This is a genomic window from Janthinobacterium sp. EB271-G4-7A (assembly GCF_020858075.1).
GTDB classification, from domain to species: domain Bacteria; phylum Pseudomonadota; class Gammaproteobacteria; order Burkholderiales; family Burkholderiaceae_D; genus Janthinobacterium; species Janthinobacterium lividum.
Genome location: NZ_JACYMI010000005.1, coordinates 67,647 through 86,305, shown reverse-complemented (window position 1 = coordinate 86,305; position 18,659 = coordinate 67,647). Strand labels below are relative to the sequence as shown.

Here is an 18,659-nt window from a genome sequence, read left to right as displayed (position 1 = left end):
TGGCCAGAATGTACCGCGCCTCAGTCGATCCAGTTTACCTGTGGGAACTTGCTGCCGAAATCTTCTGCCATGGGCACGACCTGGCTGAGCTTATAGTTGAAGAACACAAAACCGGACTTGGCCATGGCGATCAGGGTGTTGTCGCGCGGGCGCGTGATGCGGAAGGTGATGTCGCCGCCATACTTGTTGAAATCCATGACGCCCACTTCGAACAGCAGCTGGTCGCGTGCATGGGCTTCGGCGCGGTAGGTGGTGGCCAGGTCGGTGACGATGATGCCGGTGCCGTCCGCTTCGATGTCGCGCACGCCATATTCGAACAGGAAGCGGGCGCGCGCCTCGGAAATCATGGAAATCATGGAATCGTTGCCGAGATGGTTGCCGGCATTGATGTCCGTCGTGCGTACCGTCAGTTGCGAGGAATAGCAGTACTGGTCTTCAGGAAATTCAAGTTTCAAACGGGCCATGGTGTTCTCTTGGTCTGATGCGCAGGGCGCGGCGGAAATGTCAATTCTAGCCGGTTCCCCGCGTCCCGTCGAAAAATGCCCTCAGCCGCGTGCGTGCCGTCCGCTTCACTGGCACGCAGGTTTGCGTACGCCTATTTACGGACGATCTTGTACACCTTGCCCGTGCCGCTCAGCATGTACAGCTCGTTTTGACCATCCTGGCCAAACGACAGGATGTTGCCCACGTTCGTGATGCCCCAGTCTGTCACGGCCGATGCCGTGCCATTGCTGTAGCTGAAACTCTTCAGCCAGCCGCTGCAGTAGTCCGAATACAGGTACTGCCCCGCCAGCTCCGGCAAGGCCGCCCCCCGGTACACATAGCCGCCCGTGATCGAGCAGCCGCCGGCCGCATCGTGGCCGTATTCGATGGCGGGCAGGACCAGCCCCGCCTGGTTGCAGCTGGCACTGTTGTAGCAGTGCGCGCCTTCCATGATGTTCCAGCCATAGTTGTTGCCCGCCTGGCCCACGGGACGCACATCGACCTCTTCCCAGTTGCCCTGGCCCACGTCGGCGAGGTACAGCAGCTGGGCCGGCACATCGAAAGCGTAGCGCCACGGGTTGCGCAAGCCGTAGGCCCAGATTTCAGGGCGCCCGCCTGCCGCCGTAAATGGGTTGCCCGGCGGAATGGCATACGGTTGGGCCACGCTGCTGGCGTTGACGTCCAGGCGCAGCAGTTTTCCCAAGAGCACGTTGGTGTTTTGCGCATTGCCGGGCGGGTCGCCCGCGCTGCCGCCGTCGCCCGTGCCCGCATACAGATAGCCGTCCGGTCCAAAGCTGAGCAAGCCGCCATAGTGGTTGCTGAACGTGGGGTGGGCAATCGTCAGGATGGTCAGCGCGGACAGGGGATCGGCCACGTTGGGGTTGCCAGCCGACACTTGCCGCCGCTCGATGACGATATCACCAGCCAGGTTGGTGTAATAAATGAAGAAATAGCCGTTGCTGACGTATTGCGGGTGGAAGGCCAGTGACAGCAAGCCCCGTTCGCCGCTCGTGGTGGTGAGCGTACTGATGTCGAGGAAGGGCGTGGCCAGCAGGTTGCCATTTTGCATCACGCGGATGCGGCCGGCCCGTTCGATGATGAACAAACGGCTGTCGCCGGGCGGCGCCGTGAGGAAGATGGGCGCGCTCAAGCCGCTGGCCACTTCCTGCAGCCCCAGGGCCAGCGGCGTGGCGGCCGCATACAGGACGCTGGCGCTGGCCGTCGCCCCCGCATTGACTTGCACCTGCTGCGTGACGGGCGTGGGCGCCAGCGTCCCCGTGCCTTGCGCCACGCTGGCGGCGCTGAGCGTGTAGGCGCCGGGCGCCAGGCCGGTGAGCGTGGTGCTCGCCGTCAGCGCCTTGCTGTATGACGCGGGCCCGCCCACCGTGACGGCGCCCGCCACGCCGGCCGGCAAGCCGCCGATGCTGATATTCAGGCTGCCGGTGCCGGCGGCAGGCGGATGGTGGCCGCCGCCCCCGCCACACGATGCCAGCAGGCTCAGGCAGCAGGCCAGCAGCAAGGCTGGCCAGGCAGGGAAAAGCCGGGATAGGAAGTGGCGCATGTCAGTCTCCTGCGGGAACGATGAAACGGCTGCACGGTATGGCGCTAGGTTTGCTGCAAGAATGCGCGTTTTGGCGTCGGCATGATTGAGCTTGCGCAAGCATACCCCGCGTGGCGTCCGCACTTCCGTGCGCTGCTGCACCGTGCGGCGGCATCGGACAAATGCGCCGCGTTTTCAGACAAGCGCGGGTCCAGCGGTACCGCCGCGCCCGCAGCCGCCCGATAATGGCGCATCTGAAACCGAGCAGGAATGACACACATGAAAACCAAAGCCGCGATTGCCTGGAAGGCGGGCGCCCCGCTGACCATCGAAGAAGTCGACCTGGCCGGCCCGCGCGCCGGCGAAGTGCTGGTCGAGCTGAAAGCCACGGGCATTTGCCACACCGATTACTACACCCTGTCTGGCGCCGACCCGGAAGGCATCTTCCCCGCCATCCTCGGCCATGAAGGCGCCGGCGTCGTCGTCGACGTGGGCCCGGGCGTGACCACCCTGAAAAAGGATGACCACGTCATTCCCCTGTACACGCCGGAATGCCGCCAGTGCAAGTTCTGTCTGTCGCAAAAGACGAACCTGTGCCAGGCCATCCGTTCCACGCAGGGCCGCGGCCTGATGCCTGACGCCACCAGCCGCTTTTCGCTGAATGGCCAGCCGCTGTTCCACTACATGGGCACGTCCACCTTTTCCAATTACATCGTCGTGCCGGAAATCGCCCTGGCGAAAATCCGCTCCGACGCGCCGTTCGACAAGGTGTGCTACATCGGCTGCGGCGTGACGACGGGCGTGGGCGCCGTGCTGTTCTCGGCGAAGGTCGAGGCGGGCGCCAACGTGGCCGTGTTCGGCCTGGGCGGCATCGGCCTGAACGTGATCCAGGCGGCGAAGATGGTCGGCGCCGACAAGATCATCGGTATCGACATCAACCCGGCGCGCCAGGCCATCGCCCGCAAGTTCGGCATGACGCATTTCATCAACCCGAACGAGGTGGAAAACGTCGTCGACGCCATCGTGCAGCTGACGGATGGCGGCGCCGATTACTCGTTTGAATGCGTGGGCAACACGACCCTGATGCGCCAGGCGCTCGAGTGCACGCACAAGGGCTGGGGCAAGTCTTTCATCATCGGCGTGGCGGCGGCCGGCCAGGAAATTTCCACGCGGCCATTCCAGCTGGTGACGGGGCGCGAATGGCGCGGTTCGGCCTTTGGCGGCGCGCGGGGACGCACGGACGTGCCGAAGATCGTCGACTGGTATATGGAAGGCAAGCTCAATATTGACGACCTGATCACGCACCGCCTGAAGCTGGAAGACATCAACCAGGGCTTCGACCTGATGAAAAGCGGCGAATCGATCCGTTCGGTGGTGCTGTATTAAGCGCGCTGGATTGAGCTGAATGTACGTATTGCGCAACACTTGACGGACGGGGCAGGGCGGCAGGCTGTACTTCGCCGCCTGCCCCTGCTAGTGTGAAGACATCCGCCTTGCTTTGGGAGCCGTCCATGTTTGCCACTGCCTACCTCGCGACCTTGCGCCGCATGCTGCCCGTCTTCCTCGGCGCGGCCCTGTCTTCCCTGCTGGCCTTGTGGTGGAGCAATGCCGCCAGCCTCGCCACGCCCGCCATCTGGCTGGCGCTGCTGGCCACGTATCTGCTGTGCGCACTCCTGTTTACGCCGCTGGCCCGTCAGAGCCGCCAACTGGCCACGCGCCACGTGCGCCACGGCAAGCCGCGCTGATTCCCGCTGCGCCTAGCGCGCCGTGCTGGAAAAGCGCTCGCGGTAGTCGCGCGGCGTGATGGCGAGTTTCTTTTGAAACAGGCGGCGCAGCCTCTCCTCGCTATGCAAGCCCGCCTGCACGGCCACCTGTTTTAAGGAGGACACATTGTCCTCCAGCAAACGGCGCGCCACTTCGAAGCGGGCCGTGTCGATGAATTCCGTGGGACTGGTACCCGTTTCGCGCTGGAACACGCGCGTAAAATTGCGCTCGCTCATGGCCAGCCTGGCCGCCAGCAGCGGTACGGTGAGCTCTTCGGCAAGATGCTCCATGATCCAGCCCTGCAACTGGCGGATGGTCGGATGCGTCGTCATCTGGCTCGACAGGTGCACGGAAAACTGCGACTGGCCGCCCGGCCGCTTCAAGTACACCACCAGGTCGCGCGCCACTTCCAGCGCGATATCGCGGCTGAAATCGTCTTCCACCAGGGCCAGCGCCAGGTCGATGCCGGCCGTCACGCCGGCCGACGTCCAGAATTTCCCTTCCCGCACGAAGATCGCATCGGCATTGACCTGTATCAATGGATAGCGCTGGCGCAAACTGTCCACGGCGCTCCAGTGCGTGGCCGCGCTCTTGCCGTCGAGCACGCCCGCCTCGGCCAGGAAGAAGCAGCCCGTGCATAGTGCCGCCAGGGTGCCGATGCGGGGTGCCGCTTCGACTACCCAGGCGGCGAGGGCGGGAATGTCCTGCAAGACTTGCTCGACGTGGTGGCAGCCGACGATGACGGCCAGGTCGGGCAGGCGGCTGGCATCGAGCGCCTTGCTGGCGTGCAACGACATCAGGGTGTCCGACTCGACCGGGCCGATGGCCGTCGAGGCGATACGCACGTCGTAGCCGCCGGGCAGGTTACGCAGGCGCAAATGGGTGTTGGCGTAGTCAAATACCTTCATGGCGCCGATGGCTTCGAGCGCCTTGAAACCGGGATAGACGATGATGTCGACGGTGCGCAGGGGGAATTCTTTGGGGTTTTGCTTGATCATGCGATATGCGCGAGGGGGATAAATACTGCCATAATGCAACAACGGCGATGGCGTAGGTTAGCATGAAATAATCCGCGCGCCCGCTGGCTCCCCACCCATCGGATTCCTGAATATCGTGCGCTTACTCCATCTTTTTGCCGCCCTGACATTGCTGTTGGGCTCATCCCTTGCCCACGCGGTGACGCTCAACTTCAATGGCGGCGCCGTCAACGGCTGCACTCTGCCGGCGTCCAGCAACCAATATACTTGCGCCAGCCTGATCATGGGCAGCACCGACAACGTCGTCATCGCCAGCGGCTATGGCGTGACGGTCAACAGCGATGTGAGCATCGACTACAACCAGGGCTTGAGCATGAGCGGCACGGCGGCCCTGACCGCCAACAAGAATATCGACATCGGCAATGTCAATCCGCCCAACCTGAAGATCACGGGCGGCAGCCTGACGGCCAAGGGCGGCAATTTCAAGGTGGGGTCGCAGGGCGGCACCGTGCTCGTGGCCGATATCTCGGCGGCGTCCGTCTCCCTGGGCGGCACGCCCGTGAAGGTGACGGGCAATATCACGGCCACGGGCAATATCGACATTTCCTCCGGCTCGACGCTGAATGGCGCCATCAGCGGCGGCTCGATCAGCGGCAACTCCAAGGTCACGATCACGGGCAGCGTGAAGGCCAGCGGCAACGTCAGCATCGGCTCCAGCTCGACCATAACGGGACCCGTCAACGGCAGCAGCATCACCACCAGTTCCAGCGTGTCGATTACAGGCGACGTGACGGCTGTCAATGCGTTCAGCCTCGGTTCGGGCAGCAACCTGAATGGCACCACCAAGGCGCCCGTCGTCAGCATCGAGGCAGCGAACAGCCAGGTGCAGGGCGATATCACGGCCAGTACCTCGCTGACAGTCGGTTCGGGCAGCCAGGTGAAGGGCAACCTGACGTCGCCGACCATCGACTTGAAGGCCTCGGGCCTGCTGGTCACGGGCGACGTGAAAGCGTCCAGCTCCCTGAGCATCGCCTCCGGCAACGGCGTGAAGGGCAATGTCGAGGGCGGCAACGTCACGCTGGACTCGTCGAACGCCTATATCACGGGCAATGCGCTGGTCGACCACATCACCCTGGGCTGGCAGGGCCGGGTGCAGCAAACCATCACCTGCAAGGCGTATACGCCATCGAACCCGTGCAGTTGCGTGACGAACAACAGCGGCTGGGCCTTCAATGAACCGATGGGGCCGAAGTGCGGGCCCGGTACGCCGAGCGGACTGCACCATTTCCAGATCGAGCACCCGCTGACGGCGCTTACTTGCCAGGTGCCCACGGTGAAGGTGACTGCCTGCGCGGATGCCAGCTGCAGCGCGGTCTACAAGAATGGCGTGAGCGTTACCATCAGTCCGGGCGGCGTGCCGACGCAGATCGATACCAGCGGCGTCAACGCCAATGTCACGGTGCGCCAGACCACGGTGGGCATCGCCACCCTGAGCCTGGTCAGCACGCCCGCCACGACGGGCGCGCTGGTGTGCAAGAGCGGCGGCAACACGAGCAATTGCCAGATCAGCTTTCTTTCCAGCGGCTTCCAGGTAAGCGGCGTTCCGCGCTACGCGGAGGACGTGGCCGTACTGGAAATCAGCGCCTTGCAGACCTCGTCCGGCAACAGGGACGTGTGCGTGCCCATGTTCGCCAGCCAGACCAAGGACTTGAACCTCAGTTGCGGGTACAGCAATCCGGACAAGGGAACATTGCCTGCGCGTATCTTTGACAGTACCAAAAATAGTTATGTTGCCCTGGCGGCCAGCGACCAGAGCAGTTGCAGCGGGTCGAGCACCAAGGTGACGGTGACGTTCGGCGCCGACGGCGTAGCCAAGCCGAACATGCTGTATGCCGATGCGGGAGCGCTGCTTCTGACAGCCTCCTACAAGCCGGACAGCGGCAGCGACAAAGGTTTGGACATGAACGGCAGCGGTACGGTCGTCGTGGCGCCGAAGAAATTTCTGTTCACGAAGCTGGCGCCGACGCAGCGCGCGGGTCTGGCGGCAGCGCCCCTCGTGGCGGGGGCGACCATCACGTTATCGGCCGTCAATGCGCTCGATGCCGTGACGAAGAACTTTGGCAACGAAAGCGGTGTCGCTGTGCAAAAAGTCGTGCTCGACCGTAATCTGCAGGCGCCGCTCTACACAAGCGTAGTCAATCCGCAGGTCAGCGGCGATCTCGATTTCGTGAAGAAAGGGGGCGTCATCGCGGCGCCGCCGCTGGTCTGGCCCGAAGTGGGCAAGATCAATTTCACGGCCGCGCTGCAAAACGGATATCTGGGCAGCAGCTTGACGTCGCCGGGACCGAGCGATACCGTGCTCTTTTACCCGCACCACTTTGTGACGGAACTGGTCATCAAGCAAGTGGACATCGGGGGGGGCGTGAAGATGCCGTTTCCTTTCCCGTGCAGCGCGCCGCTCGTGTGCGCCGGTGACCGTGCCGTGTATTCGCGCCAGCCCTTTGATCTGACCATCCGCGCCCAGACGGCCGCTGGCAATGAGACGAAGAACTTCGACGCCAGGAATGACGGCATCAACACGACGCAGGTGTCGCTGGTCCCCTATGACGCGGCAACGGGGAAGAACAGCTATCCGCCCACGGCGCCATCGGGCAGCACGCTGACGGATGGGGCAAAAGCAGCTGTGGCCGTGACGGGCGTGCCTGTCACCAGTTTTACCAATGGCCTTGCCACGCGCACCATCGCCTACAGCTTCCCCGCCGCCTATGCCGTGCCCAAGGAGCCGACCGCACTGGCATCGCCGACGGGGCTGCTGCTGCGCGCGACGTATGCCTATCCGGCGGCTGGCAATGTGAGCTCGGCGCCGGCCGATGGCATGGAAGCGCAACTGACCGTGCTCACGGGCCGCCTGATGGTGCCGCATGATTACGGTTCCGAGCGCTATCCCGTACGCCTGGCGGTGCAGGCGCAGTACTGGGATGGCAAGACCTGGGTTACCAGCCTGCTGGACAGCATCAGTGCGTTCGACAACACGCTGGTGGTGTTTGCCAATTGCAAGAAAACCCTGGTGTGCAAGGATTTTGCATTCCCCGTTGGCACCACTATTACTTATACGTTCGACAAGGGAATCTTGCCGCCGAATAGACGCCTGACCCTGGCGGCGCCCGGCGTCGGCAAGAGCGGCAGCGTCGATGTTTCCGTGCCCGGCATTGCATACCTGCCCAGCACCGTGGGCACCGTCGTCTTTGGCGTCTTCAAGTCGGGCCCCGTGATTTACCTGCGCGAGATGTACTAAGCCTGGACAAAGGGCGGGCGCAGAAAGTGGGGAAAACCAGTAACATGCCTGGCTGTGGCATTCCCCCAACCTCAGACTGGAGTTTTCTATGAGCACAACTTCGCAGTGGATCGATATCGCCGGCCCGGACGGCAGCTTCCAGGCCTACCTGGCTGTGCCGCACGTGGGCAAGGGCCCCGCCATCATCCTGTTGCAGGAAATTTTCGGCGTCAACGAGCACATCCGCGCCGTGGCTGACCAGTACGCGGCCGATGGCTACGTGGTGCTGGTACCCGACCTGTTCTGGCGCGCCGGCGCGCACATCGAGCTGGGCTATGACGCGGACGGCTGGAAGCGCGCCGTCGAACTGATGCAGGCTACCGACAATCCGCATGCCGACGCCGATATCGCGGCCACCATCGCCGTCCTGCGCGCGCGTCCTGAAGTGACGGGCAAGCTGGCTTCCGTCGGCTACTGCTTCGGTGGCCGGCTGTCGTTCCAGGCGGCCGCGGCCGGTCTGGTCGATGTTGCCATCGCCTATTACGGCGGCGGCATCCAGAACAAGCTGGACCTGGCTGACCGGATCCAGGTGCCGCTGCTCATGCATTTCGGCGGCCAGGACAGCCATATCCCGCCGGAAGCCGTGCAAAAGATCGCCGAGCGCTTCGAAGACCGGCAAGACGTGGAAATCCATATCTACCCGGGCGCCGAGCACGGTTTCAATTGCACCCACCGCGACAGCTACCAGCAGCGCGCCGCTGCCCAGGCACATGGCAATTCCTTGATTTTCCTGGCAGAAAATCTGTAAGACTGCCTCGCCAGGCTGGCCTGTTGCTATTTTCCGCCCAGCAGCAACGCCGCATGGGCGTTAAAATAGCGGCTGTGCCGGGCAACTCCGGCCGGCCGGGCACGGCGCCCGGCAAACCTGGATGAGGAACCGAATTAAAGATGGCCCAAGTAATTGTTTCTGTAACATTGGCGGCAAGCGCCGAACGCGTGTGGGATTTTATCGGCGGCTTCCAGTCGCTGGCTGAATGGTCTAGCTCGATCAAGACCAGCCTGTCCGAGCACGGCGGCCGCGTGCGCCGCCTGAAAACCACGGACGGCGCCATCATCGCCGAACGCCTGCAAAGCTACAGCGAAGCGGACAAGAGCTACAGCTACACCATCGTTTCGGGCCCGATCCCCGTCAAGAACTACCGTTCTACTTTGCGCGTCACGGGCGAACCGGGCGGCGCTTCCTGCGTGGCGCAATGGTCGAGCGAGTTCGACGCGGCCGAAGGCGTGGAAGAAGTCATGACCGGCGCGTTTCAACATTTGTACGAAACCGCGTTCGTGGACCTGAAACGCATCATGGCAATTTGATTTGCCAGGGCTAACGGCAAATACTGGGGTCAGACCCTGAGGGTCTGACCCCGGCCTTTTTTGCTTTGCGGGTTAGTTCACCGCTATCTGCTTACCGTTTTACTTTTCCAAACGCCTCGCCCTTGTTCCATGTAGGCAAATTCTTGTCATTCGCCACTTCATAGCCCAGATTCAGGGTGAACTGCGCCTGCTGCACCATGCCCGACAGGTCCCATGACGGGTTGTACTCGTCCGTCACCTGGTGGTAATCCTTTTTAAAGGCCACCAGGCGCTCGCTCGACGCTTTCGGGTCCTTGACGAAATCGAAAGAACCATCGCCGGAAAACACGGCCGAGCCCACGTTGAAGGCGGGTACGCCGGCCTTGGCGAAGGCAAAATGGTCGGCCCGGTAAAACGCGCCGGACAGGTCGGGTATCGTCGGCGCCAGGCGCAGGCCCATGCGCTTGGCGACCTTGGCGGCACTCGCGTACAGGCTGCTGCGCTCGGCACCGGCCACGCCGATGTCGCGCGTCTTGCCGACGAAGTTCATGCTGTCGAGGTTCAGGTCGGCGGCCGTCTTGGCCAGTGGCCACAGGGGCTTGCGCGTATAGGCCGTGCTGCCCAGCATGCCCGTTTCTTCGCCGGCCGGCCACAGGAAGATCTGCGTGCGGCGTGCCGGTTGTTTCACGGCCACTTGCGCCATGGCCAGCAGGGCTGCCGCGCCCGAAGCGTTGTCGATGGCGCCGTTGTAGATATGGTCGCTTTGCCCTGAGCGGGCGCTGCCTTCGTCGTCCTTGCCCAGGTGGTCCCAGTGGGCCGAGTAAATCACGGCTTCGTCCTTGAGTTTCGGGTCCGTGCCCGGCACGATGCCGGCCACGTTGAATTGCTCGATGCTGCGGATCTGGCTGTCCAGTGCCACCTTGACCGTGGCGTTCAGGGCCACGGGGCGGAATGCGCGCGTTTCCGCCTGCGCGCGCAAGGCGTCCAGGTCTTGCCCGGCGGCCTGGAACAGCGTGCGCGCCATGTCTTCCTGCAGCCAGCCTTCCATGGCATTGCCCGCGCCGGCCAGGTTGAAGCGCTCATGGCCGAAACCGTTGGCCGGCACCGACCATGGGTACGAGGCCGATGCCGTCGTATGGATCAGCAGCACGCCGGCCGCGCCCTGGCGCAGCGCTTCCTCGTACTTGTAGACCCAGCGGCCGTACCAGGTCAGCGACTTGCCGGCAAAACGGTTGGGTTCGGCGGCGGTCGGTTGCGGATCGTTGACCATCATGATGACCAGTTTGCCTTTTAAATCAGCACCCTTGAAGTCGTCCCAGTTTTCCTCGGGCGCGTGGATGCCGTAACCGGCAAACACCACGGGCGCGTCGAACGCCACCTTCTGCTGGCCATTCGCCGCGCCGAAGACGATGTCCTGGCCGAAGGCGGGAGACAAGGTCTTGCCGCCCGCGCTAAAAGTGACCTTGCTCGATGGCAAGGCCTTGCTGCCGACGATGGTCAGCGCCTGGCGATACGTGCCATCCGGCAAGGGTTGCAAGCCGGCCACGGCCGCCTGCGTTTCCAGGTAGCGCACGGCCAGGTCGCCGCCGCGCTGGCCCGTGCCGCGTCCTTCGAGCAAGTCGTCGGCCAGGAAGGACAGGTGGGCGCGCAGGGGCGCTTCGGTAACGAGCGGTTGGGCGAGGGCGGCCGTGCTGAGCAGGCTGGCGGCGAGGACGAAGGGAAAACGCATGGCAACTCCAAAAGTGAATACGGGAAAACAAAGCAGCGGCAATCTTACTCTACCGCAATGCTCTGGCGTAGCGCGCGGCGCGCGCAAGGCGATTGCGGCCACAATGGCTGCTGGTCCACCGACAAGGAGCGTTCCATGACTAGCCCTAACTTGCAATCGAGCAATACCCTGCGTACCGCCGACGGCACCCTGATCTACTACAAGGACTGGGGCAGCGGCCCGCCCGTCGTCTTCAGCCACGGCTGGCCATTGTCGTCCGACGCGTGGGAAGACCAGATGTTTTATCTTGCCTCGCGCGGCTACCGCGTCATCGCGCACGACCGGCGCGGCCATGGCCGCTCCAGCCAGCCGTTCGACGGCAACGACATGGATACCTATGCCGACGACCTGGCCGCCTTGCTCGCCGCACTGGATTTGACGGGCGCCACCCTCGTGGGCCACTCGACGGGCGGCGGCGAAGTGGCCCGCTACATCGGCCGCCATGGCACGCAGCGCCTGGCCGGCGCCGTGCTGGTGGGCGCCGTGCCGCCGCTGATGCTGCAAACCGCGGAAAACCCGCTGGGCTTGCCGCTGTCCGTTTTTGATGACATCCGCGCCGGCGTGCAGGCCGACCGCAGCCAGTTTTTCCGCGACTTGAGCGAGGCCTTCTATGGCTACAACCGGCCCGGCGCCACCCCGTCGCAGGGCGTGCGCGACAGTTTTTGGCGGCAAGGCATGCAGGCGGGCATGCCGGCCGCCTACCTGTGCATCAAGCAATTTTCCGAGACGGACTTTACGGCCGACCTGGCCAGGTTCGATGTGCCGACCCTGGTGATCCATGGCGACGACGACCAGATCGTGCCGATCGCCGCCTCGGCGCGGCGCACTGCCGAGCTCATTATCGGTAGCAAGCTGCTCGTGTATGCGGGCGCGCCGCACGGCCTGGCGACGACGCACAAGGACCGGCTGAACGAGGACTTGCTGGAGTTCTTGCGCACCTGAAACGGGGCGGGCGCCATCGTCTCGAGGCGCCCGCCGTTGCTGTTGACGCGTGGAACCGGCGCAGGTCGCAGATTGTTGTGTATCGTTTAATGTTAGCAAAATCACGCGCCAATTGCGTGCGGATCGCCGATTTTTCTGGCTTTTTTACGTAGATATGGCGCAAAAAACGGCGTTCTGCGGCATGCGGCCACCCGGTAAGGTCCAGTAAAGAGTAAACTAGCAGATACACTCTTTCGCATTGGGCGATTCGAGCGAACTTGTGAGTGATTTCATGTCTGATACACCAATTTCCTTATTTTCCGACCTTAACCTGAGCGAGCCGCTGATTCGCGCGCTCAAGGATGTCGGTTACGAAACACCGTCGCCTATCCAGGCGGCCACGATTCCATTATTGCTCGCGAACCGCGACGTGCTGGGCCAGGCGCAAACGGGCACGGGTAAAACCGCCGCCTTCGCCTTGCCGATCCTGTCGCGCATCGATCTGAAACAAAGCTCACCCCAAGCCCTGGTCCTGGCACCGACGCGCGAACTGGCCATCCAGGTCGCCGAAGCGTTCCAGGTGTACGCTGCCCACATTCCCGGCTTCCACGTGCTGCCGATCTACGGCGGCCAAAGCTACGGCCCGCAGCTGTCGGCCCTGCGCCGCGGCGTGCACGTCGTCGTCGGCACCCCTGGCCGCGTCATCGATCACCTGGACAAGGGTTCGCTCGACCTGTCCAAGCTGAAGACCCTGGTGCTCGACGAAGCCGATGAAATGCTGCGCATGGGCTTTATCGACGACGTCGAACGCATCTTGCAAGAAACGCCGGAAGGCCATCAAACGGCCCTGTTCTCGGCCACCATGCCTTCCGTCATCAAGCGCATCGCCACGACCTACCTGGTGAACCCGGCCGAAGTGACGGTTGCCGCCAAGACGGGTACGGCCGACAACATCCGCCAGCGCTACTGGCTGGTGTCGGGCATGCACAAGCTCGACGCGCTGACCCGCATCCTGGAAGCGGAAGCGTTTGACGGCATGATCATCTTCGCCCGCACCAAGCTGGGCACGGAAGAGCTGGCCGGCAAGCTGCAAGCGCGCGGCTTCTCCGCTGCCGCCATCAATGGCGACATTCAGCAAGCCCAGCGCGAGCGCACGATCCAGCAGTTGAAAGACGGCAAGATCGACATCCTCGTGGCAACCGACGTGGCCGCCCGCGGCCTGGACGTCGAGCGCATCAGCCACGTCGTCAACTATGACGTGCCGCACGATCCGGAAAGCTATACCCACCGCATCGGCCGCACGGGCCGCGCCGGCCGCAGCGGCGAAGCGATCCTGTTCATCACGCCACGTGAAAAGAACCTGTTGAAAGCCATCGAACGCTCGACCCGCCAGCCTATCGGCATGCTGGAACTGCCGACGATCCAGGCCGTCAACGACGTGCGTATCGCCAAGTTCAAGGAACAGATCAGCGAAACCCTGGCCTTGGGCGAGCTGGAACAGTTCCAGTCGCTGATCGAAGACTTCGAACGCGAACAGAACATTCCCGCCATCGAAATCGCCGCCGCCCTGGCGAAGATGGCGCGTGGCAATGTGCCTCTGCTGCTGGACAAGAACAAGGCGCGCGAGCAAGCCACGTGGCAGGACGACCGTCCCGTGCGCCAAGACCGCTTCGAGCGCAACGACCGTCCGGAACGGGGCGACCGCTTCGACCGTAACGAGCGCAGCGACCGTGGCGAACGCCCGGCCTTCCCGAAAAAGGAACGCATCCAGCGTCCGGCCGACGCCGGCATGCAGACCTTCCGCATCGAAGTCGGTCATCAGCACGGCGTGAAGCCGGGCAATATCGTGGGCGCCATCGCCAACGAAGCGGGCATCGATTCGAAAAACATCGGTCGCATCGAAATCTATGACGACTACAGCGTCCTGGACTTGCCGGACAGCATGCCGAAAGAATTGCTGGACCAGCTGAAAACCGTGTGGGTGGCGGGCCAGCAGCTGCGCATCAGCCGCGACGGCGACGCGCCGGACCTGGCGCCGCCAGCCGCGCCACGCAAGCCGTTTGCCGCCAAGTCCGCGCCCGCGTTCAAGGATGCGCCGGCGGACGCGGGCGAAGTTGCCCCGCGCGCGCCGAAGAAGGAACGTCCACGCCCAGGCGTGACGGCCTACCGCATCGAAGTGGGCCGCGAGCACGCTGTGACGCCAAGCAACATCGTCGGCGCCATCGCCAACGAAGCGAACCTGGAAGCCAAGCATATCGGCCGTATCGATATCTTTGACAACTACAGCGTGCTGGACCTGCCGGAAGGCATGCCGCCGGAAATCCTCGACCACCTGAAATCGGTCGTGGTCTCGGGCCAGAAACTGCGCATCAGCCTTGACGATGGCACGACGGAGCGCAAGCCTGCGCCACCGCGTCCGAAGTCGCCACCCCGTAAAACGTACAAGTAAGCCATTCCCGCGGGCGCTCCGGCGCCTGTGTCGCGGATTGGAGACAGTTCCCCCACTGGCGCATTCGCGCCAGTTTTTATTTTCCCTCAAGAAATGAACATGGTTGCCGCGTTATGGTTGGCAACTGGCGCCGCCATGTGCCGGTAATTGGCATGCCCCTCTGCGCATTTTTATCGGCACAAACAGCGTATTTATCGGCTGGTGCATCGATACATAATTTTTTATTAATTATTTTGTATGCACGCAATTTAAATTTTACATTCAATAAAATCAATCAAGTTGAATCAAAGTAAATTCTAAAACATAAATGAATTGGCTTTTATTAAATTATTTGACTGGCGTCACTGTCGCCGAGGCGATATATCATGGGTGCTTGATGTGGTATATTGTTTTTATGTTTTTGTTATGCTAGTTGAAAAAAAATAGAGGAGCGACGATGCGGGTCAATACACCTATCACGCAAAATGAATACGTATTAAATGAAGGCATGACGATTGTTTCCACCACGGATTTACAGGGAAACATCAATTACGCCAATCAGTATTTCATTGAAGTCAGCGGTTTTTCAGAAATGGAATTGCTGGGTGCGCCACAGAATATCTTGCGTCATCCCGATATGCCGGCCGAAGCGTTTGCCGACCTGTGGGACACCATCAAGACGGGCATGCCATGGACCGGCATGGTCAAGAACCGCTGCAAGAATGGCGATTTCTACTGGGTCTTCGCCAATATCACGCCCGTCATCGAAAACGGCCGCCCGATCGGCTATATGTCCGTGCGCACCAAGCCCACGCGCGAGCAGATCAACGAAGCGGCAGCCTTGTATAAAAGTTTCAAGGACGGCAATAGTGCCAACCTGGCGATCCGCAATGGCCGCGTCGTGCGCCAGGGCTGGGCCGCCAGGCTGGCCGAGTGGCGCAAGCTGAGCCTGTCGCAAGACCTGGCCCTGCATTGCATCGTCTTTGGCGTGGTGCTGGCCATCCTCGGCTGCGCCGTGTGGAATATCGACGGCGACACGAGCACGGCCACGCGCAGCTGGCTCAGCGGTGCTGCCGCCGCGGCCGTGGCGCTGATGCTGTATTTCTGGGCCCATCTGCACAATTCCCTCGTTGCACCGCTGGGCGACGCCATCACCGTGGCGCGCAAGATGGCCGGTGGCGACTTGACGGGCGTCATCGACAAGGTGCGCGACGACGACATGGGGCAATTGATGGCGGCCTTGCGCCAGACCAACATCAACCTGCACAGCATCATCGGCGACGTGCGCGCCAACTTCGAGGATATCCGCATCACCACGGCGGAGATCGCCACGGGCAATATGGACCTGTCCAGCCGCACGGAATCGCAGGCGTCCAGCCTCGAGCAGACGGCGGCCAGCATGGAAGAGCTGACTTCCACGGTGCAAAACAGCGCCGACCACGTGGCCACGGCCAATGACCTGGCGGCGCAGGCGTCGACCGTCGCGGCCAAGGGCGGCACCATCGTCAGCGAAGTGGTCACCACGATGGACGAGATCAGCACTTCGTCGCGCAAGATTCTCGACATCATCGGCCTCATCGACGGCATCGCCTTCCAGACGAATATCCTCGCCTTGAACGCGGCCGTGGAAGCGGCGCGCGCGGGCGAGCATGGCCGCGGCTTCGCCGTCGTGGCCGGTGAAGTGCGCAGCCTGGCGCAGCGCTCGGCGACGGCAGCAAAAGAGGTGAAAAACCTGATCGACCATTCGATCGCCACCGTGAACGCGGGCAGCGTGTTAACCAGCAATGCGGGCGCCACCATGACGGAAGTGATCGCCTCGGTGGCCCGCGTGACGGAAGTGATGGACGAGATTTCCTCCACCACTCGCGAGCAGAACCAGGGCATCGGGCAAGTCAACCAGGCCGTCATCCACATGGATGGCATCACGCAGCAGAATGCGGCGCTGGTGGAGCAGGCGGCCGCCGCCGCCACCAACCTGGCACAGCGCACCGACAGCGTGGCCCAGTCGATCGGCATCTTCAAATTGAAGGCGTCGCCCAAGCGCAAGGTTGCCGGCGTGGGGCGTAGTCCCAGCGTGGCGGCCGGCGTGGCGTCGCGGGCCTTGCTGAAAGCACGCTAATTACCCCAACGGCGAAAGACCGGGGTCGTACCCTCAGGGTACGACCCCAGTTTGTTTTTTTGGTAGTTTTACTTCTTCACCCGGTACACTTCGCCGCTGCGCACCTTCCGCACCACCCCATCCCCGCCAAACAGAATCACATATTCTCCCTGCGCGCCCGAGGCGGCCGGGTAGGTGTACATCCACACTTCATTGCCGCTGTCGAAACGGATGGATGTGCTGTCGCCCAGCGCGGCGCGCACCTGTTCGCGCGTGCTGCTGCCCGGCTGTACCGTCTGCTCCAGCGTTGCGTAAGGCACATTCTTGCTTGCCTGCAAGGCGCGCGTGCCGGAGCAGGCGGCCAGCAGCGCCAGCGCGAAGACACTGAGCCATTTCATGGCGCCACCTCGTCCATATAAGTAAATTCCAGCAAGGTATCGTCGGGCCATTTGGCATCCCACAGGGGCGCGTAATACGTGCGGTCAAGCAGCACCTGGCAATCGCAATAGGGCAGCGAGGCGGGCGTTTGTTCGCCGCCCGCGTACAACATGGTGAACGGCAGGGCCAGGCGGCGTTCGCCATGCACGAGGGTGACGCCGAACAGGGGGCGCTCCGTGAAAAACAGATAGTTGCCGTCCGGCTCGGAACACACCTTGTCCGTGCTGTAGAGCATGCTGGACAGCCAGGCAATGATTTGCGGGTCGTTCGAGATCAGGCCGGAATCCATGCCGGCGCGGCATTCCAGGCGCAGGTCGCCCAGGCGCCGCGTGCCGGGCGGCAAGCCGGGCGTGATGACTTGCGCGCGCCAGCTCATGGTGGTGGCCTTGCGGTTGGCGATCAGCACGGCGTCTTCGCGCGCCGCCTGCGCATGGCGCACGGGGGCAAAGCTGTTGTCCTCGGCCAAGGGCAAGGGGATGCTGACCGTGTCGCCAGCGATGCGCAGCTGCACGCCCGTCATGTCCACGCCGGGCTGGCGCGGCAGCAAGCGAAAGCGCAGCACGGCCTGCGGCGCCAGCGCATGGTCGCGCTCGAAGCGGTCCACGCCCTGCAGCATCTTGCGGTAGGATTTATCGACAGGGTCGCGCGTGGCGTCCACTTTGACTTGCGGCACGGGCACGGTTTGCGCCAGGGCAACAGGGCCAGTGAGCAGGCAGGCAAGCAGCAGGGAAAGAGGGATACGCATGGCCCGATGCTACGCCTTTTTGCGCGGCAGCCACGCACGGATGACGGATCAGTATTCGCTGTATTTGCGCGCATCGCCACGCACCTGCTGCGCCGGGTATTTCTGTGCGTTGAGTTCCATCTTTTCCAGCACGGCCCCATGCAGGTCGACGCCGCTCTTGTCGGCCAGGCGCACCAGATACATCAGCACGTCGGCCAGTTCGTGGCGGATGCCCGTGCGCTTCGCTTCGTCCAGTTCCGCGTCCGCCCCCGTGGGCAGCCACTGGTAGTGTTCCACCAGTTCCGCCACTTCCACGGACAGGGCCATGGCCAGGTTTTTCGGCGTGTGGAATTGCTCCCAGTCGCGTTCGTCGGCAAAGGCGCGCAGGCGCGCGCGAATGTCGAGCAAGCTGTCGGTGGGTGCGCTCATGCCGCCACCTGCAGCGTTTTTTCCATGAAGACACTGAATGGATCGTCGGGATAGTCGCCGTACGGTCCGCGCCGCTGGTAGCCGTGGCGCGCGTACAGGGCGATGGCTTCTGGCTGGTGGATGCCCGTCTCCAAGGTCAGCAAGCGGCAGCCGCGCGCCAGCGCCTGTTCTTCCAGCAGGGCCAGCAGGCGCTTGGCCAGGCCCAGGCCGCGGCTGTCCGGGTGCACGTACATGCGCTTGACCTCGCCGAAAGCGGGCGTGACGACAATGGCGCCGCAGGCGCGCGCCGCACCGGCCGCATCGCGGGCGACGGCAAACAGCAGGGTCTCCGGCGGCAACGATGCCAAGTCCAGCGAGTAGACGCACTCGGCCGGGTACAGGGTCTGTTGATAGGCATCAAGCTCGGCGATCAGGGTTTGCACATCGGCTTGCTGCGGCGATTCCAGGCGGATAGTCATGAGGGAGGTCGAA

General features: G+C 63.0%; 16 protein-coding genes. 8 read left to right on the top strand and 8 right to left on the bottom strand.

Annotation, left to right across the window (positions count from 1 at the left end; all coding sequences use genetic code 11):
* Positions 1-20 precede the first annotated feature (20 nt).
* Both IGS58_RS25250 and IGS58_RS25245 read right to left on the bottom strand, forming a co-directional pair.
* A complete protein-coding gene (locus tag IGS58_RS25250; RefSeq protein ID WP_034784316.1) occupies positions 21-464 on the bottom strand; it encodes a thioesterase family protein in 444 nt (147 codons plus the stop codon).
* A gap of 131 nt (positions 465-595) precedes the next feature.
* On the bottom strand, positions 596-2,044 hold the full coding sequence (locus IGS58_RS25245) for a PQQ-dependent sugar dehydrogenase (protein ID WP_230522997.1): 1,449 nt from the start codon (positions 2,042-2,044) through the stop codon (positions 596-598).
* A 258-nt stretch (positions 2,045-2,302) separates the two neighbouring features.
* Between IGS58_RS25245 and IGS58_RS25240 the strand changes: the two genes are divergently transcribed.
* Positions 2,303-3,409: an S-(hydroxymethyl)glutathione dehydrogenase/class III alcohol dehydrogenase gene (locus tag IGS58_RS25240; protein WP_034784313.1), complete on the top strand. Its 1,107-nt coding sequence runs from the start codon at positions 2,303-2,305 to the stop codon at positions 3,407-3,409.
* Positions 3,410-3,534: 125 nt separating this feature from the next.
* On the top strand, positions 3,535-3,768 hold the full coding sequence (locus IGS58_RS25235; protein ID WP_034784311.1) for a hypothetical protein: 234 nt from the start codon (positions 3,535-3,537) through the stop codon (positions 3,766-3,768).
* Between the two features lie 12 nt (positions 3,769-3,780).
* Here the strand turns inward: IGS58_RS25235 and IGS58_RS25230 are convergent, their stop codons facing one another.
* Positions 3,781-4,785, bottom strand: a complete 1,005-nt coding sequence (locus IGS58_RS25230) for a GlxA family transcriptional regulator (RefSeq protein ID WP_070259904.1) — start codon at positions 4,783-4,785, stop codon at positions 3,781-3,783.
* 154 nt (positions 4,786-4,939) lie between these two features.
* On the opposite strand from IGS58_RS25230, the gene IGS58_RS25225 reads away from it, so the two are divergent.
* The 3 genes from IGS58_RS25225 to IGS58_RS25215 all read left to right on the top strand — a co-directional run bounded on the left by IGS58_RS25225 (position 4,940) and on the right by IGS58_RS25215 (position 9,403).
* Positions 4,940-8,059, top strand: coding sequence for a polymer-forming cytoskeletal protein (locus IGS58_RS25225; RefSeq protein WP_230522996.1), 3,120 nt, complete (start codon positions 4,940-4,942; stop codon positions 8,057-8,059).
* An 88-nt stretch (positions 8,060-8,147) separates the two neighbouring features.
* Positions 8,148-8,846 (top strand): dienelactone hydrolase family protein, encoded by a 699-nt coding sequence (locus IGS58_RS25220; RefSeq protein WP_099395909.1) that lies wholly within the window; start codon positions 8,148-8,150, stop codon positions 8,844-8,846.
* A 140-nt stretch (positions 8,847-8,986) separates the two neighbouring features.
* The gene (locus tag IGS58_RS25215; protein ID WP_092608892.1) at positions 8,987-9,403 is read left to right on the top strand and encodes an SRPBCC family protein; all 417 of its coding nucleotides are present in this window, start codon (positions 8,987-8,989) and stop codon (positions 9,401-9,403) included.
* A gap of 91 nt (positions 9,404-9,494) precedes the next feature.
* On the opposite strand, the gene IGS58_RS25210 is transcribed toward IGS58_RS25215, so the two are convergent.
* Positions 9,495-11,111 carry a M28 family peptidase gene (locus IGS58_RS25210; protein WP_230522995.1) on the bottom strand — a complete coding sequence of 539 codons (1,617 nt, stop codon included), beginning with the start codon at positions 11,109-11,111 and terminating at the stop codon, positions 9,495-9,497.
* A gap of 135 nt (positions 11,112-11,246) precedes the next feature.
* Between IGS58_RS25210 and IGS58_RS25205 the strand changes: the two genes are divergently transcribed.
* From IGS58_RS25205 to IGS58_RS25195, 3 genes are all read left to right on the top strand, one after another.
* Entirely contained in the window at positions 11,247-12,092 is an 846-nt protein-coding gene (locus IGS58_RS25205) for an alpha/beta fold hydrolase (protein WP_230522994.1), read from the top strand.
* A gap of 271 nt (positions 12,093-12,363) precedes the next feature.
* Positions 12,364-14,520 carry a DEAD/DEAH box helicase gene (locus tag IGS58_RS25200; protein WP_071653749.1) on the top strand — a complete coding sequence of 719 codons (2,157 nt, stop codon included), beginning with the start codon at positions 12,364-12,366 and terminating at the stop codon, positions 14,518-14,520.
* Positions 14,521-14,956: 436 nt separating this feature from the next.
* Complete coding sequence (locus IGS58_RS25195; RefSeq protein WP_092608886.1) at positions 14,957-16,618, top strand: methyl-accepting chemotaxis protein; 1,662 nt, start codon at positions 14,957-14,959, stop codon at positions 16,616-16,618.
* A 68-nt stretch (positions 16,619-16,686) separates the two neighbouring features.
* Here the strand turns inward: IGS58_RS25195 and bamE are convergent, their stop codons facing one another.
* Genes bamE through IGS58_RS25175 form a run of 4 tightly spaced genes read right to left on the bottom strand, consistent with a single transcriptional unit; the run spans position 16,687 to position 18,646 of the window.
* A complete protein-coding gene (bamE, locus tag IGS58_RS25190) occupies positions 16,687-16,995 on the bottom strand; it encodes an outer membrane protein assembly factor BamE domain-containing protein (protein WP_099389928.1) in 309 nt (102 codons plus the stop codon).
* Positions 16,992-17,780 carry a hypothetical protein gene (locus tag IGS58_RS25185; protein ID WP_230522993.1) on the bottom strand — a complete coding sequence of 263 codons (789 nt, stop codon included), beginning with the start codon at positions 17,778-17,780 and terminating at the stop codon, positions 16,992-16,994. The genes bamE and IGS58_RS25185 overlap by 4 nt, the downstream gene beginning before the upstream one ends.
* Positions 17,781-17,828: 48 nt before the next feature.
* Positions 17,829-18,188 carry a nucleotide pyrophosphohydrolase gene (locus IGS58_RS25180; protein ID WP_070259888.1) on the bottom strand — a complete coding sequence of 120 codons (360 nt, stop codon included), beginning with the start codon at positions 18,186-18,188 and terminating at the stop codon, positions 17,829-17,831.
* Complete coding sequence (locus IGS58_RS25175; RefSeq protein ID WP_034784299.1) at positions 18,185-18,646, bottom strand: GNAT family N-acetyltransferase; 462 nt, start codon at positions 18,644-18,646, stop codon at positions 18,185-18,187. The genes IGS58_RS25180 and IGS58_RS25175 overlap by 4 nt, the downstream gene beginning before the upstream one ends.
* Positions 18,647-18,659 lie beyond the last annotated feature (13 nt).